Below are 13,675 nucleotides of genomic sequence, written 5' to 3'. Positions count from 1 at the left end.
AGCCAAGGAGAACGTGATGAGGGCAGACGCGCTGTCGCTGCAGGCGGTGCGGAAGGTGTACGGCTCAGGGGGTGGCGCCGTCACCGCGTTGGACGAGATCACCGTCGCCGTCCGGCGGGGCACGTTCACCGCCGTGATGGGACCGTCCGGCTCGGGCAAGAGCACCTTCCTGCACTGCGCGTCGGGCATGGACCGGCCGACGTCCGGCCACGTGCTGCTCGGCGACACCGACCTCGGCGGCCTGAAGGAGGCCGCGCTGACGCAGGTGCGGCGCGACCGCATCGGGTTCGTCTTCCAGGCCTACAACCTGCTGCCGTCGCTGACCGTCGAGCAGAACATCACCCTGCCGCTGCGCCTCGCCGGGCGTGCGACCGACCAGGCGTGGCTGCGCGAGGTGGTCGGCAGGGTCGGCCTCGACGGACGGCTCGACCGGCTGCCCGCCGAACTCTCCGGCGGCCAGCAGCAACGCGTCGCGATCGCCCGCGCGCTGGTCGCGAGGCCCGAGGTCGTGCTGGCGGACGAACCGACCGGCGCACTCGACTCGCGCACGGCACAACAGGTGCTGGGGCTGCTGCGGTCCATCGTGGACGAGATGGGCCAGACGGTCCTGATGGTCACGCACGACCCGGTGGCCGCCTCGGCCGCGCACAGCGTGCTGTTCCTGGCCGACGGACGACTGGCGGGCGAACTGGTCGCGCCGACGCCCGAGAAGGTCGCCGAGCGCATGACGCACCTCGGGGAGTGGTGAGCCGTGCTGACCCTCGCCTGGCAGACCGTCAAGGCCCGCACCAGCGGGTTCATCGGGGCGTTCGTCGCGATCCTCTGCGGCACCGCGATCGTCGCGGCCTGCGGGATCCTGATGGAGTCCGGCTTCCGCGGCGGCGTGCCCACGCAGCGCTACGCGGCCGCCGACGTGGTCGTCACGGGTGACCGGACCGTCCGGCCGCCCGGTGCCGACGTCCTCGCGTTCGAGCACACCGCCGAACAGCCGTCGATTCCCGCGTCGCTGGTCGCCAAGATCGCCGCGGTGCCGGGTGCGCGGGCGGTCGCCGAGCAGACGTTCCCGGCTGTGGTGGTCGGGCCGGACGGGCAGCGCCTCGCGGGCAAGCCGTCCTTCGGCCACAACTGGGACTCCGCCGCGCTGGCGCCGTTCAGCCTGAAGGAGGGCGGTGCGCCGGAGGACGGCGAGGTGGTGCTGGACGCAGAGCTCGCGGCCCAGGCCGGGGTCGCGGTGGGGGGCCAGGTCTCGGTGATGGTGCGGTCGGCCCCGGTGACCTACCGCGTGGCCGGTGTCGCCGAGGCTTCCGGCACCGGACGGCAGGCGTCGCTCTTCTTCAGCGAGGCCGTGGCCGGCGAGCTCGCCGGCCACCCTGACCGCGTGAGCGCGATCGGTGTGCTCGGTGCCGACGCCGGCCGCGTCGAAGCCGCCCTCGCCGGAGACCACGTCACCGTGTCGTCGGGTGCCGACCGCAGCGCCGCCGAGTTCGACGACGTCAGCCAGACCAAGTCGATCCTCGCGATCCTGGCCGGCTCGTTCGGCGGGTACGCGGTCCTGGTCGCGATCTTCGTCGTGGCCAGCACGCTCGCCCTGACCGTCGAGCAACGCCGCCGCGAGTTCGCCCTGCTGCGGGCCGTGGGCGCGACGCCACGGCAGGTGCGCAGGCTGATCGGCGTGGAGACCGCGGTCGTCTCGGTGGTGGCGGGCGTGCTCGGCAGCCTGCTCGGCATCGCGGTCAGCCTGGGACTGCGCGCGGCGTTCGCGAGGATCGGCGTGGTCCCGGACGACTTCGCGTTGTCGATCTCCCCGATCCCGCTGGCCGCGGCGCTGCTGATCGGGGTCGGGGCGGCACGCGTGGCGGCGTGGAGCGCGGCGCGCAGGCCGTCGTCGATCAGCCCCGTCGAGGCGCTGGGCGAGGCCGCGGTGCAGAAGCGGGACGTCGGCCGGGTCCGGCTGGCGATCGGCTGGGCGCTGGTCGCGCTCGGCCTCGGCGCGACGGCGGTGCCGTTGTTCCTCGGCGGGCAGCTCGGCGCGGCGATGTCGGTCATGGCGGCGCTCGTGCTGATCATCGGCCTGGCGCTGACCGGGCCGCGGGTGGTCGGCGCGGCGGTGCGGGTGGTCGCGCCGGTGCTCGCCAGGTCGTCCGCCGCGAACGTGCGGAAGAACTCGCGCCGGCTCGCGGCCGCGGTGACGCCGTTGATGCTCGCCATCGGGTTCGCGGTGGTCAACTTCTACAGCCAGACGACGCTCACGGCCGCCGTGCAGCAGCAGAACGAGCGGTCGATCACCGCCGACCACGTGATCACCGGTGTCGCGGGCGTGCCGGCCGAGGTCGTCGGGCAGGTCTCCGGCGGGACGGCCACGTCGCTGGTGCGCACCCAGGTGATCACCGCGAGCAGGACCGGCGACTCCGTCGAGGTGCAGAGCCGTGCGGCCAACGGTCTCGACCCGACGGCGAGCGGCATGGTCGACCTCGGTGTCGTCTCCGGCAGCATCGACGACCTCCGGCCGGGCACGGTCGCGTTGAGCGCGGGGCACGCGTCGTGGGAGAACAAGAACGTCGGCGACACCGTGGAGTTCTGGTTCGCGGACGGCCAGCAGGCGAAGCTGCGCGTCGTCGCGACCTACGAGCACGACCTCGCGTTCGGCGACTACGTGCTGTCTGCCGCCGACGCCCGTGCGCACACCAACGCGGGCATGGACAGCGCGGTGCTCGTGAAGGGCTCCGACGCCACCGCTCTCCAGGCGCTGACCAGCCGTTATCCGGGGCTCCGGGTGACCGAGGGGGTGGCGGCGCAGGACCGCGGCGCCGAGCGGACCCAGTTCCTGCTCAACCTGGTGGCGGTCGGTGTGATCCTCGGGTACGTCGCGATCTCGGTGTCGAACACGCTCGTCATGTCGACGGCCGCGCGGCGCCGTGAGTTCGCCCTGCTGCGCCTGGTCGGCACCGGACGCCGGCAGGTCGTCCGGATGATGCGCACCGAGGCGCTGCTCACGGTCGGGCTGGCGGCGGTGCTCGGGTCGCTGGTCGCCGCGGTGCCACTGGTCGTCCTCGCGATCGGCCTGACCGGAACGCCGGTGCCCGCCGGTCCGATCGGCGTCTACCTGGGCGCGCTCGCCGGGGCGGCGCTGCTCGGCCTGGTGTCGATCGCGGTGTCCACGCGGGTGTCGCTGCGCGCCAAACCCGTCGACGCCATCGGCGTCCGGGAGTGAACGGGCCGGGGGCCGCTCGCGCGAGCGGCCCCCGGCCGCGTCAGAGGACCTGCTGGATCGGGCTGGGCTGCACGCCGAGGTGCATCGGCATCGAGTGCAGCCCGTAGACGATCGAGAGCTTGCGGAACGACAGCTCGCCCGGCGGCACCGCGAGCCGCATCTCCGGGAACCTGCGCACGAGCGCCGGGTAGGCGATCCGCAGCTCCATCTTCGCGAGCTCCGCGCCGATGCAGCGGTGCGCGCCGTAGCCGAACGCGAGGTGCTGGCTCGCGGGACGCTCCGGGAGGATCACGTCCGGGGTGTCGTAGACGCCGCGGTCGCGGTTCGCCTGCGACAGCGAGCATGCCACGATGTCGCCCGCCTTGACCTTGACCCCGGCGATCTCGACGTCGCGGCGGGCGATGCGCAGGAACGCCACCGACACGACGCTGAGGTGCCGCAGCAGCTCGTCGACCAGCCCGTTCACGGCCTTGTCGTCGCCCAGCGCCTGTTCGCGGAGCGCGGGGTCGCGCAGCATCGCGAGCGTGCCGAGCGAGATCATGCTGGCCGTCGTCTCGAACCCGCCGGTGAGCAGCCCGTCCGCGAGACCCGCCAGCTCGTCGTCGTCGAGGTCGTCGCCGTGCTTGCGGACGAGCTCGCCGAGCAGCCCGTCGGTCGGGTTCGCGCGCTGGGAACGCACCAGTTCCCGGAAGTAGACGATGGACTCGGACACGGCCGACAGCGACGTCGTGGCCGCCCCGCCGAGGTCGAACCGCGAGACGCTGCGCCGCTGGAACTCCTCGCGCTCCTCGGCGGGCACGCCCAGCAGCTCGCAGATCGTGAGCGCCGGCACGGTCATCGCGAAGTGCTCGACGAGGTCGACCGGGCCGTCCTTCATGGACATCAGGTCGAGCTGGTCCGCGACGATCTGCTCGATCCGCGGCACGAGCCGGGAGAGCCGCCGCATGGTGAACTCGGGCGTCAGCACCTTGCGCAGCCGCGTGTGCTCCGGCGGGTCGCTGAACCCGAGCCCGCCCGGCGCCTCGTCCGAGAAGAGCCCCAGCTCGCGCAGGTGGCCGAAGTCGTTGCTGAACGCCTCGGAGTCCACGAGCACCTGCTTGGACGCCTCGTAGCCCGTCACCAGCCACACCGTGACCGGCAGCGGCAGGCGCGTCAGCGGTGCCTGGGCCTGCATCCGCGCCATCTCCGGCACGGGGTCGAGCCCGTTGCGCCGCAGCGGGGCGAGCACGCGCGAGGGCACGAACCAGGACGACTCGAGGTCGAACCCGGTCTTGCTGAGGTGTGCGAGGAACCGCTTCCCCATCCACTCGGTCACGCGCGACCGGACGTCGGTCGCTGACTGCAGAACTTCCCACATGACGCGGCTGCCCTTCGGCGGAAAGGGGTTACGAGCTGATGATGTCCATCGGAACGGACAATAACGACGTCGCCGCTCGCGCGTCGTCATACCTGGGATTAACTCGCCGTCATACTTTGGTCCAGGTGTTGATCTGTGCGGAGTGCGTCCGGCCGGGGACGGAGCGTGGTTCCCGCCGCCGTCTGGCAGGGTCTTGATCGTGACGAGCGCTGAGGACTTCGACCGCTGGTACGCCGACCGGACCGCGTCGAAGCGGGCCGACGACCTGGTCCGGCAGGTCCTCGGTCTCCCCGACGGTCTCGAGTCGACCAGCCTGCTCGGCGGCGCCGGCCTCGACGAGGTCGCGGGCTCCCTCGGCCTCGCGCCGGGCAGGGTGCTGCTCGACCTGGCGTGCGGCCGAGGCGGCTACGGCCTGGAGATCGCCCGGCGCACCGGCTGCCGCCTGGTGGGCGTGGACTTCTCGAGGGTCGCCGTCGAGCAGGCCAGGTCGCGCAGCGGCGGCGACTTCCGCGTGGGCACTCTCACAGCCACGGGTCTCAACGCGAACTCGGTCGACGCCGTGCTCGTCGTGGACTCGCTGCAGTTCGCGGAGTCCAAGCCGGACGCGCTGCGCGAGTGCCTGCGGGTGCTGCGCCCCGGCGGACGCCTGGCCGTCACCTGCTGGCAGGCGGCCGACCCCGGCGACGAGCGGGTCTGGGGCCGGATCCGCGAGCTGGACCTGGAACGGCAGCTGCCCGAGGCGGGGTTCGCAGACGTCGAGGTGGCCGACAGGCCCGCGTGGCGGACGGACGAGCGGTGCCTGTGGGAGGCGGCGCTCGCCGTCGAGGAGCCCGACCCCGCGATGGCGTCGATGCAGGAGGAGGCGCGGCGCGTCCTGGCCGGGTTCGACCGGAAGCGCCGCGTCCTCGCCACGGCGGCCAAGCCGCGCTGAGCCCAGGGTGCGCCCTTCGAGGACAGCGCACCCGCCTCGGCCGGCTTGGGTCAGTGGCAGTGGCCCTGCCTGCCGAGCGTCCGCACCGCCACCGCACCGGGCCGCGTCCACTGCGGCACGGGCCTGGTGTCCTCACCCCAGCCGGGCTCACCGGCGGCGTTCGACCGCCAGAACCACCCCGCCTGCCGGGCCTCCGGCCACCCCTCCGGGTGCCGCTCCCACGCCTCGCCACGCCCGCGCACGGTCATGTCGAGCAGCGCCAGCGACCCGTTGACCCGCTCACACCCGCGCCCGGTCGTCGAGTACGTGAGGAACGTGCGGTCCCCATCGCGCAGAAAGCTGGTGAGGTGGCCCATCTCGCCACCGACGGGCTCGTCCAGCCCGCGCACCGAGTACCACGGCTGCGCGTACCCCATGAACTGCACGAACGGCGCCACCTCCTCCCACGCGCCCACCGTCAGCACGGCGAACGAGACCCCGCGCGCGTTGAGGTACGAGGCGTCGTCGAAGTGCCACGGCACGTGCGTGCAGCCCTCGCACTGCCCCTGGTGCGGGGCGCCGTCCCACCACATGTGCTTGTAGACGACGAGCTCGTCGCGCCCCTGGAACAGGTCGAGGAACGGCACCGGGCCGTTCCCGCCGACCACCTGCACCGTGCCGTCGAACTCGACCATCGGCAGCCTGCGGCGCTCCGCGGCGATCGCGTCGCCCTCGCGGGTGTGGGCCTTCTCGCGGACCAGGAGCTCGTCGCGGGCCTTCTGCCAGGTGGCGAGGTCGGTGACGGGCGGTCGTCCGGTCATGATCAGTCCTCCACGTGTGTGCGGTACTTGCACACCTGTGTCGAAGCCGTCAGGGCCGTCTCGACATCTCGCTCCGGGACACCCAGCGGTCGAGCGCGATGCGCTCGGGACGCCGGGGCAGCGGGTCGTCGTCCAGGAAAGGCCACCGACCACCGGTCGCGGGGACGCAGGGCTGCTGGTCGGGGTTGGCCAGCCAGCGCCACAGCTCCGCGGAGATCGGCACCGCCGTCCCCTCCACCGGCCACGGCTCACCGGACTCCGGATGCCTCGGCACGAGCAGGAGGTCCGCCTCCGCCCGGAGACCGGGGCCTGCGAGTGCGAGGGTCTTCACCTCGGGCGCGGGTGGGAGCAGTTCGTCGAGGTGGCTCCGGAACACCTCGGCGACAGGCCCGTCCGGCACGGCCACCGTCGCGTCCCCGGCCGCGATCACGATGCGGGCGAGCGCGACACCCGCCGCGATCGCCACCCGGTCATGCCACCACACGTCCGCGCCGTCGAGCAGGGCGGTGTCCCACTCGAACGCTTCCCAACCCGCCACCGGTTCCGCCTCACCCACCGGCCGCACGGCGGCGTCGTCGAGCTGCACCCCCTGCCACGCCGAGCAGTCGTCGACCCGCGACCCGACCGGCTGTCCGCACGCGCACCACAGGTTCGGGGCGTCGTAGCCGGCGAGTCCGCAACAGGAGGTGGTGTCGAACAGGTCAGTGGCCCATGAGACACCCCGCACGTCTCCAGGTGCGATTTCCACCACTTGCGAATTGGTGGCATAGGTGCCGGCCTCCATCAGGACCGGCATCTCCGTCACACCGTTCCCGACCGTGCGCCCCGCGTGGTCGGGCCAGTCGACCCGGCTCAGCGGAACCGTCAGCTCCGCACCGCAGGCCACGCACTCGAACACCACCACCGGACCATCATCGGCGGGCCGTCAACCGAATTCTCACAACCCGATCTCCGCACCACGCCACCTCTTCCGCAGCCACCGGTCGTGGCTCGCCACCACGATCGCGCCCGGCCCCGGCCCCAGCGCGTCCTCCAGCTCGTCGCACAACGTCGGCGACAGGTGGTTCGTCGGCTCGTCGAGGAGCAGCAGGTGCGGTGGGTTCGCGACCAGCAGCGCCAGGGCGAGGCGGCGCCGCTGGCCCACGGACAACGTGCCGACCGCCTTGCCGAGGTCCCACCTGTGCAGCAGGCCCAACGACTCCAGCGGCACCTGCGCGATCCGCTCGGCACCCAGGGCGCGGCCGTAGGTGGCCCGCGCGGTGAGGCGGGGGTTCGCGAAGGTCGTGTCCTGGTCCAGCAACCCGACGCGGACGCCCGGATGTCGTTGCACACCAGGCACTTCGTGCCGGCCGGCCAGCACGTGCAGGAGGGTGGACTTGCCCGCGCCGTTCGGGCCGGTCACCAGCAGCCGGTCGCCGTCGCGGACGTCGAGGAGGTCGAGCGCGAGCCGTCCGGGGACCCGGACCTCCCGCAGCGACACCAGGTCCTCACCCTGCAGCGCCACGACGTCCGGTGCGAACCGCAGCGGGCGCGGGGGAGCGGGCACGGCGGCGCGTTCCAGTTCCCCGAGGCGGCGGGTGGCGTTGCGGACGCGGCGGGAGATCTGGCTCTGCACGCGGTTCGCCCGCACGCCGTAGCCCATCTTCTCGTTGTCGCGCATGAGCCTGTTCGGGGCGACGCGGCCCGCGATCAGGCCGAGGGAGTCGCGGACCTCGGCGATCTCCTCCTGCTCCTCGGCGTGACGGCGTTCCCAGCGCTCGCGTTCGGCGCGCTTGAGGCCCAGGTACTCGCTGTAGGTGCCGCCGAACCGCACCGGCCCGTCCACCGCCGGGTCGAGGTCGACCAGGTCCGTGCACACCGCGTCGAGGAACGCCCTGTCGTGGCTCGCCAGCACGACGATGCCCGGCAACGACCGCAGCTGCTCCTCCAGGAACGCCGCCGCGTCGTCGTCCAGGTGGTTGGTCGGCTCGTCGAGCAGCAACGCCGTCGGGCGGCGGATCACCAGCGCGGCCAGGTGCAGCCGGCGCCGCTGCCCGCCGGACAGCGACCCGAGAGCGCGTTCCCGGGCCACGTCGCCGAGACCGAGTCCACTGAGGACGATGTCGGCGCGGCGGTCGGCGTCCCAGGCCTCGTGCCGTTGCGCCAGTTCCAGTCGTTCGGCGTACTCCGCCTCCACGTCCTGCGCACCGAGCAACGCGCCCAGCCGTTCCAGCTCGGCCAGGTCCTCCCGCGCCTCGGCCAGCGCGTCGTCCACCACCTCCGCCACGGTGGCCGAGTCCGGGAACGGCATCTCCTGGTGCAGGAAACCCAGGTCCGGCGGCCGCTGCACGACACCGCCGTCCGGCTGGTCGGCGCCCGCGAGCAGGCGCAGCAACGTCGACTTGCCCGCGCCGTTCTCGCCGATCAGCCCGATGCGCCTGCCGGGTGCCGCCGTGAGCGACACGCCGTCGAGCACGCGCCTGCCGCCGAACCCGCGCACCAGCTCGGTGGCGACCAGTGCGTCAGCCATGCGCGGCCTCCAGCAGCCTGCCGCCGTCGAGGCGCAGCCAGCGGTCGATCTTCACCTCGCTCAGGAACCGCTCGTCGTGGCTGACGACGACGAACGCGCCCCGGTACGCGTTGAGCGCGCTCTCCAGCTGTCCGGCGCTGACCAGGTCGAGGTTGTTCGTCGGTTCGTCGAGCAGCAGCAGCTGGGGCGCGGGTTCGGCGAACAGGACGCACGCGAGCGTCGCCCGCAGCCGTTCACCACCGGACAGCGCCCCGACCGGCAGGTGCGCGCGGGCACCGCGGAACAGGAAGCGCGCCAACAGGTTCATCCGCTCGGCGGGCGGCATGGCCGGGGCCGCGTCGGCCAGGTTCTCCGCGACCGTGCGGGAGTCGTCGAGCAGGTCGAGCCGCTGCGACAGGTACGCGATCCGGCCGTCGGCCCGCCTCACCTCACCACTGTCCGGTTCCAGCGAGCCGTCGACCACCCGCAGCAACGTCGACTTGCCGGCCCCGTTCGGCGCGGACAGGGCGATCCGCTCCGGCCCGCGGATGGCGAAGTCCAGGCCCGAGAACAGGTCCCGCACCCGGATGTCCGAACCGAGGAACAGCGTGCGCCCGGCCGGGACCGCGGTCTGCGGCAGCTCCAGGCTGATCTTCTGCTCGTCCTTCAGCGCCCGCTCGGCCTGGTCCAGTTTGGACCTGGCCGCACCGAGCCGTGCCGCGTGCGTGCCGTCGGCCTTGGCCGCCGACACCTCGGCGTTGCGCTTCATGTTGCCCGCGAAGATCCTCGGCAGCCCGGCGTTCGACAGGTTCCGCTGCGCGTTGGAGGCACGGCGTGCGGCACGTTCGCGGGCCTGCTGCATCTCCCGCTTCTCGCGCTTGACCTCCTGCTCGGCGCTGCGGACGTTCTTCTCGGCCACCTCGCGCTCGGCGGCCACCGCCTCCTCGTAGGCGCTGAAGTCGCCGCCGTAGAACCGCACCTCGCCACCGTCGAGCTCGGCGATCCGGTCCATCCTGTCGAGCAACGCCCGGTCGTGGCTCACCACGAGCAGGCACCCGCGCCAGTCGTCCAGCACGTCGTACAGCCGGTGCCGCGCGTCGAGGTCGAGGTTGTTGGTCGGTTCGTCGAGCAGCAGCACGTCGGGTTGCTTCAGCAACTGCGCCGCGAGCCCGAGCGAGACGACCTGCCCGCCGCTCAGGGTGCCGAGCACCCGGTCGAGCGCCAGGTCACCGAGCCCGAGCCGGTCGAGCTGGGCCCGCGTGCGCTCCTCCAGGTCCCAGTCGGTGCCGATGGTGCTGAAGTGCTCCTCGGCGACGTCACCGGACTCGACGGCCGCGATGGCGCGCAGCACGTCCGCGACCCCGAGCACCTCGGCCACGGTCAGCCCGGCGGTGAGCGGCAGGTCCTGCGGCAGGTAGCCGAGCACGCCCTCGACGGACACGGTGCCGCCGGACGGCGTGAGCGCGCCCGCGATCAGCTTGAGCAGCGTCGACTTGCCGGCGCCGTTCGGGGCGACGAGACCGGTGCGCCCGCCGGGCACCGAGACGGACAGGCCGTCGAACACGGGGGTGTCGTCCGGCCAGGAGAAGGACAGGGAGGACACGACGATGAATGCGTCGGACATGGCTGTGAGACCTCAGGATGTGCCGCGCGCGGACCACTGCCGCGCGTGTGGGAGAAAAGGGGACGACGAAAAGGCCATCTCTCGCGATGGCCTGTCACATCCAGGGCTCACCCTGAGATGTCGTCTTCACCCACCAGCACGCCGGGCTCCTCGATCGAGCGGATTGATCTCGCCGTCCACAGTAGCAGCGTCCCCGCGCCTCCGCAGATAGGGTTTTCGGCATGACCGTTCTCGAGTTGCTGCGCGAGCGCAGGCACCAGCAAAGCGTTCCAGGACAACGGAACGACGACGCCCGCCTGGTCCTGCTCGTCGAAGGCGGCAGCTCGCGCGGCGTCTACTCGAGCGGCATGACCGTCGCGATCGAACGACTGGGCCTGCTGCCCCTGTTCGACGCCGTCTACGGCAGCTCGGCCGGCTCGCTGAACGCCGCGTGGCTGCTCTGCGGCCGCGCCGACCACAGCAAGCACGCGTGGTGGGACCCGGCCGTCATGCGCACGACGATCAACCCGAGGCGCGCCTTCACCCGCCGCCCCGTCGTCGACACGCACCACCTCGTCCACACGGTCTACACGCAGGTCGTGCCCATGGGTTTCCAGGAGGTCCTCGACAACCCCGTCGAGTTCCACCCGATGGCCACCGACGGCCTCACCGGCGAGGCGGCCGACCTGCACGGGTACGTCCGCGACACGCTGAGCCTGCAGACCGCGCTGCGCGCGTCGGCCGCCATGCCGTTCCTCGCGGGCGACCCGGTGGTGATCGACGGCCGCCCGTACGTCGACGCGGGCCTGAGCGAGACGATCCCCGTCGGCACGGCCCTGGACCAGAAGGCCACGCACGTCGTCGCCCTGCGCACGAGGCGCGAGGACGAGTTCCTGGGCGTGCCGCCGTCGCGCGGGGAGCGGATGGTGCTGTCGCGCTGGTTCGCCCGGCACGCGCCGGGGGTCGTGGCGAACTGGCTGGGGCGGGAGGCGATCCGGGCGCAGGACGAGGAGCTGCTCGCCTCGCACCCGGCGTGCCTGCAGATCCGGCCGCCGCTCGGGAGTGCGGTGATCGGGCGGACGGAGAGGCGGCCGCGGGTGATGCAGGAGGCGCTGGACGTGGGGGTGGAGGCGGCGATGCGCGACCTGGGCGGGGTCGTGGAGGTGGGTCGCTGAGGCCGGCGGAGGTGGGCCGCTGACGTCGCGTGGCGCGGCCGCGAGCCGTTGCCCACCTCTTCAGCAGCCCTCTTGTGCGCGCCCGCCCGGCCCCCTACGTTATTCGCAACAACCTGTTGCGAATTGGAGGGCCGCCGGTGGCGGGGCGTCCGCGGGATCCCGAGCTCGAACAGCGCCTGCTGGCGACGGCGTGGTCGCTGCTGACCTCGCACGGCTACGACGCGCTGACGCTCACGCAGGTCGCGGCCCAGTCGGGCGCGCACCGGACCGACGTCTACCGGCGCTGGCGCAGCAAGGTGCGGCTGGTGGCGGACGTGCTCGACGCGTACCTGCCGCCGGTGCCCGACCCGGACACGGGCACGCTGCTCGGTGACCTCCGGGCGTTCGCACGGGACCTGGCCGGGGCCTGGGACGAGCCGTGGAACGACGGGCTGGTCGGGTTCCTCGCGGACCTGCGCGGGGACGACGAGGCCGGGCGCGTGTTCCGGGCGCTGGTGTCGCGGCGGTCGCAGCCGCTGGTCGACGCGATCGCGCGGGCGGTGCGCCGCGGGGAGATCGCCGAGGTGCCGGAGCTGCCGTTCGTCGGCAACCTGCTCGAAGGGCCGCTGATGCACCGGCGGATGTTCGGCGGCGGGCCGTTGACGTCCGACGAGCTCGACGTGGTGACGGGGTCGGTGCACCGGCTGCTGACCGGAACCCCGGTGACGCCGTGAAGCCGCACGAGCTCACGGCCGCTCAGCAGCTGGAAGCCCTCAACGACAACGAGATCAGTTCGAGAGAGCTGACCGAGCACTACCTCGACCGGATCGAACGGCACGAAGAGCTCGGCGCGTTCGTGGCGATCAACGAGAACGCGCTTGAGGAGGCCGCGAAAGCCGACCGACAGCGAGCGTCAGGCGACCGGGCGGCGTTGCTCGGGCTGCCGCTGGGTGTCAAGGACCTCGCCGCCACGGCGGGGATCCGCACGACGTTCGGGTCGGCGGCGCTGAAGGACTTCGTGCCGCTCGAAGACTCCTGGACGGTCGGGCTGCTGCGGCAGGCGGGCGCGGTGGTGCTGGGCAAGACGAACACGTCGGAGTTCGGCGCCACCTGCTACACCGAGAACGACGTGACCGAGAAGCCGGCCGTGACGCCTTACGCTCCGACGCGGTACTCCAGCGGGTCCAGCGGGGGCGCGGCCACGGCGGTCGCGGCGGGGCTGTCGCCGGTCGCGCACGCCAGCGACGGGGCGGGGTCGATCCGCACGCCCGCGGCGACCTGTCACCTCGTGGGGATGAAGCCGAGCCGCGGGCTGGTCAGCCCGGCGCCCGCCACGTCGTTCCTGTCGGCGAGCATCGAGGGCCCGATCGCGCGAACCGTGGCGGACGCGGCACTCCTGCTCGACGTCATGGCGTCACCGGCGCCCGGCGACCTGTACGGCTGGCACCCCGGCAAGCCGCTCCACGACACGCTCGACCGGAAGCTCACCATCGCGCTGTGGACCGACACCGGGCTCGACCAGGCCGTCGACCCCGAGGCGGAACTGGCCGTGCGGCGCACCGCGGACGTGCTCGCCGACTTGGGCCACGAGGTGCGGGAGATCCCGCTGCCCGCCCGCTACGACGAGTCCGTGAGCCGCGCGATCCTGACCTGGTTCGCCTACCAGGTGGGCGCCGTGGCGCGGATGGTGGTGCCGGCGGAAAAGACCCACCTGCTGCGGCCGTACACCCGGCACCTGCTCGACATCAACGACACGTTGTCCGCCAACGAAATCGTGTCCTCCCAAGCCGTCCTCGCCCGTTACGCCAGCACGTTCCTGGGCAAGGTTCACGACTACGACGTGGTGCTCACACCGACGACGAACGGCGCCCCGGTCCCGATCGGTCACTACACCGGCGACGAAGCCGACCTGATGCTCAAGTGGTCGTGCCACACGCCATGGGCCAACCTCGCCGGAGTCCCGGCTATCTCGCTTCCGTCGCATGTGGACGACGACGGACTGCCGCACGGCGTGCACCTCGTGGGCCGCCACCGCCACGACGCCGAACTGCTCGCACTCGCCGCACAGCTGGAGAGCGCACAACTCTGGAACGACCTCCACCCGCCGAGCTGGCACGGGTGAGGGGCGCGC

Annotated in this window: 11 protein-coding genes; 6 read left to right on the top strand and 5 right to left on the bottom strand. The window is 72.6% G+C overall.

The window, feature by feature from the left end; all coding sequences use genetic code 11:
* The first annotated feature begins 16 nt into the window (after positions 1 to 16).
* Together ND450_RS13860 and ND450_RS13855 are read left to right on the top strand one after the other, a co-directional pair.
* Positions 17 to 748, top strand: coding sequence for an ABC transporter ATP-binding protein (locus ND450_RS13860; protein ID WP_253326534.1), 732 nt, complete (start codon positions 17 to 19; stop codon positions 746 to 748).
* A gap of 3 nt (positions 749 to 751) precedes the next feature.
* The gene (locus ND450_RS13855; RefSeq protein WP_253326533.1) at positions 752 to 3,211 is read left to right on the top strand and encodes an FtsX-like permease family protein; all 2,460 of its coding nucleotides are present in this window, start codon (positions 752 to 754) and stop codon (positions 3,209 to 3,211) included.
* A 40-nt stretch (positions 3,212 to 3,251) separates the two neighbouring features.
* On the opposite strand, the gene ND450_RS13850 is transcribed toward ND450_RS13855, so the two are convergent.
* Entirely contained in the window at positions 3,252 to 4,568 is a 1,317-nt protein-coding gene (locus ND450_RS13850) for a cytochrome P450 (RefSeq protein ID WP_253326532.1), read from the bottom strand.
* Between the two features lie 199 nt (positions 4,569 to 4,767).
* Between ND450_RS13850 and ND450_RS13845 the strand changes: the two genes are divergently transcribed.
* Positions 4,768 to 5,499, top strand: coding sequence for a class I SAM-dependent methyltransferase (locus tag ND450_RS13845; RefSeq protein WP_253326531.1), 732 nt, complete (start codon positions 4,768 to 4,770; stop codon positions 5,497 to 5,499).
* 50 nt (positions 5,500 to 5,549) lie between these two features.
* On the opposite strand, the gene ND450_RS13840 is transcribed toward ND450_RS13845, so the two are convergent.
* From ND450_RS13840 to ND450_RS13825, 4 genes are read right to left on the bottom strand one after another with little or no spacing between them, the layout of a single operon-like run.
* Complete coding sequence (locus tag ND450_RS13840; RefSeq protein ID WP_253326530.1) at positions 5,550 to 6,299, bottom strand: DUF899 family protein; 750 nt, start codon at positions 6,297 to 6,299, stop codon at positions 5,550 to 5,552.
* Positions 6,300 to 6,348: 49 nt separating this feature from the next.
* A complete protein-coding gene (locus tag ND450_RS13835; protein ID WP_253326529.1) occupies positions 6,349 to 7,203 on the bottom strand; it encodes a hypothetical protein in 855 nt (284 codons plus the stop codon).
* A gap of 33 nt (positions 7,204 to 7,236) precedes the next feature.
* Entirely contained in the window at positions 7,237 to 8,808 is a 1,572-nt protein-coding gene (locus tag ND450_RS13830; RefSeq protein WP_253326528.1) for an ABC-F family ATP-binding cassette domain-containing protein, read from the bottom strand.
* Entirely contained in the window at positions 8,801 to 10,411 is a 1,611-nt protein-coding gene (locus tag ND450_RS13825) for an ABC-F family ATP-binding cassette domain-containing protein (protein ID WP_253326527.1), read from the bottom strand. The genes ND450_RS13830 and ND450_RS13825 overlap by 8 nt, the downstream gene beginning before the upstream one ends.
* A 221-nt stretch (positions 10,412 to 10,632) precedes the next feature.
* Here ND450_RS13825 and ND450_RS13820 point away from each other — a divergent pair, with 221 nt between their 5' ends.
* The 3 genes from ND450_RS13820 to ND450_RS13810 all read left to right on the top strand — a co-directional run bounded on the left by ND450_RS13820 (position 10,633) and on the right by ND450_RS13810 (position 13,666).
* Positions 10,633 to 11,565, top strand: a complete 933-nt coding sequence (locus ND450_RS13820) for a patatin family protein (RefSeq protein ID WP_253326526.1) — start codon at positions 10,633 to 10,635, stop codon at positions 11,563 to 11,565.
* Between the two features lie 137 nt (positions 11,566 to 11,702).
* Entirely contained in the window at positions 11,703 to 12,278 is a 576-nt protein-coding gene (locus ND450_RS13815) for a TetR/AcrR family transcriptional regulator (protein WP_253326525.1), read from the top strand.
* Positions 12,275 to 13,666, top strand: coding sequence for an amidase (locus ND450_RS13810; protein ID WP_253326524.1), 1,392 nt, complete (start codon positions 12,275 to 12,277; stop codon positions 13,664 to 13,666). The genes ND450_RS13815 and ND450_RS13810 overlap by 4 nt, the downstream gene beginning before the upstream one ends.
* Positions 13,667 to 13,675 lie beyond the last annotated feature (9 nt).

The organism is Lentzea sp. HUAS12, from assembly GCF_024125735.1.
GTDB classification, from domain to species: Bacteria; Actinomycetota; Actinomycetes; order Mycobacteriales; family Pseudonocardiaceae; genus Lentzea; species Lentzea albida.
The sequence above is the reverse complement of the archived record's forward strand: the minus strand, read 5'-3'. Positions and strand labels throughout refer to the sequence as shown.

Excerpts from the sequence above, each read along its gene's own strand:
- ND450_RS13840 (WP_253326530.1), bottom strand. The coding sequence starts at position 6,299 with ATGACCGGACGACCGCCCGTCACCGACCTCGCCACCTGGCAGAAGGCC.
- ND450_RS13825 (WP_253326527.1), bottom strand. The coding sequence starts at position 10,411 with ATGTCCGACGCATTCATCGTCGTGTCCTCCCTGTCCTTCTCCTGGCCG.
- ND450_RS13830 (WP_253326528.1), bottom strand. The coding sequence starts at position 8,808 with ATGGCTGACGCACTGGTCGCCACCGAGCTGGTGCGCGGGTTCGGCGGC.
- ND450_RS13820 (WP_253326526.1), top strand. The coding sequence starts at position 10,633 with ATGACCGTTCTCGAGTTGCTGCGCGAGCGCAGGCACCAGCAAAGCGTT.
- ND450_RS13860 (WP_253326534.1), top strand. The coding sequence starts at position 17 with ATGAGGGCAGACGCGCTGTCGCTGCAGGCGGTGCGGAAGGTGTACGGC.
- ND450_RS13850 (WP_253326532.1), bottom strand. The coding sequence starts at position 4,568 with ATGTGGGAAGTTCTGCAGTCAGCGACCGACGTCCGGTCGCGCGTGACC.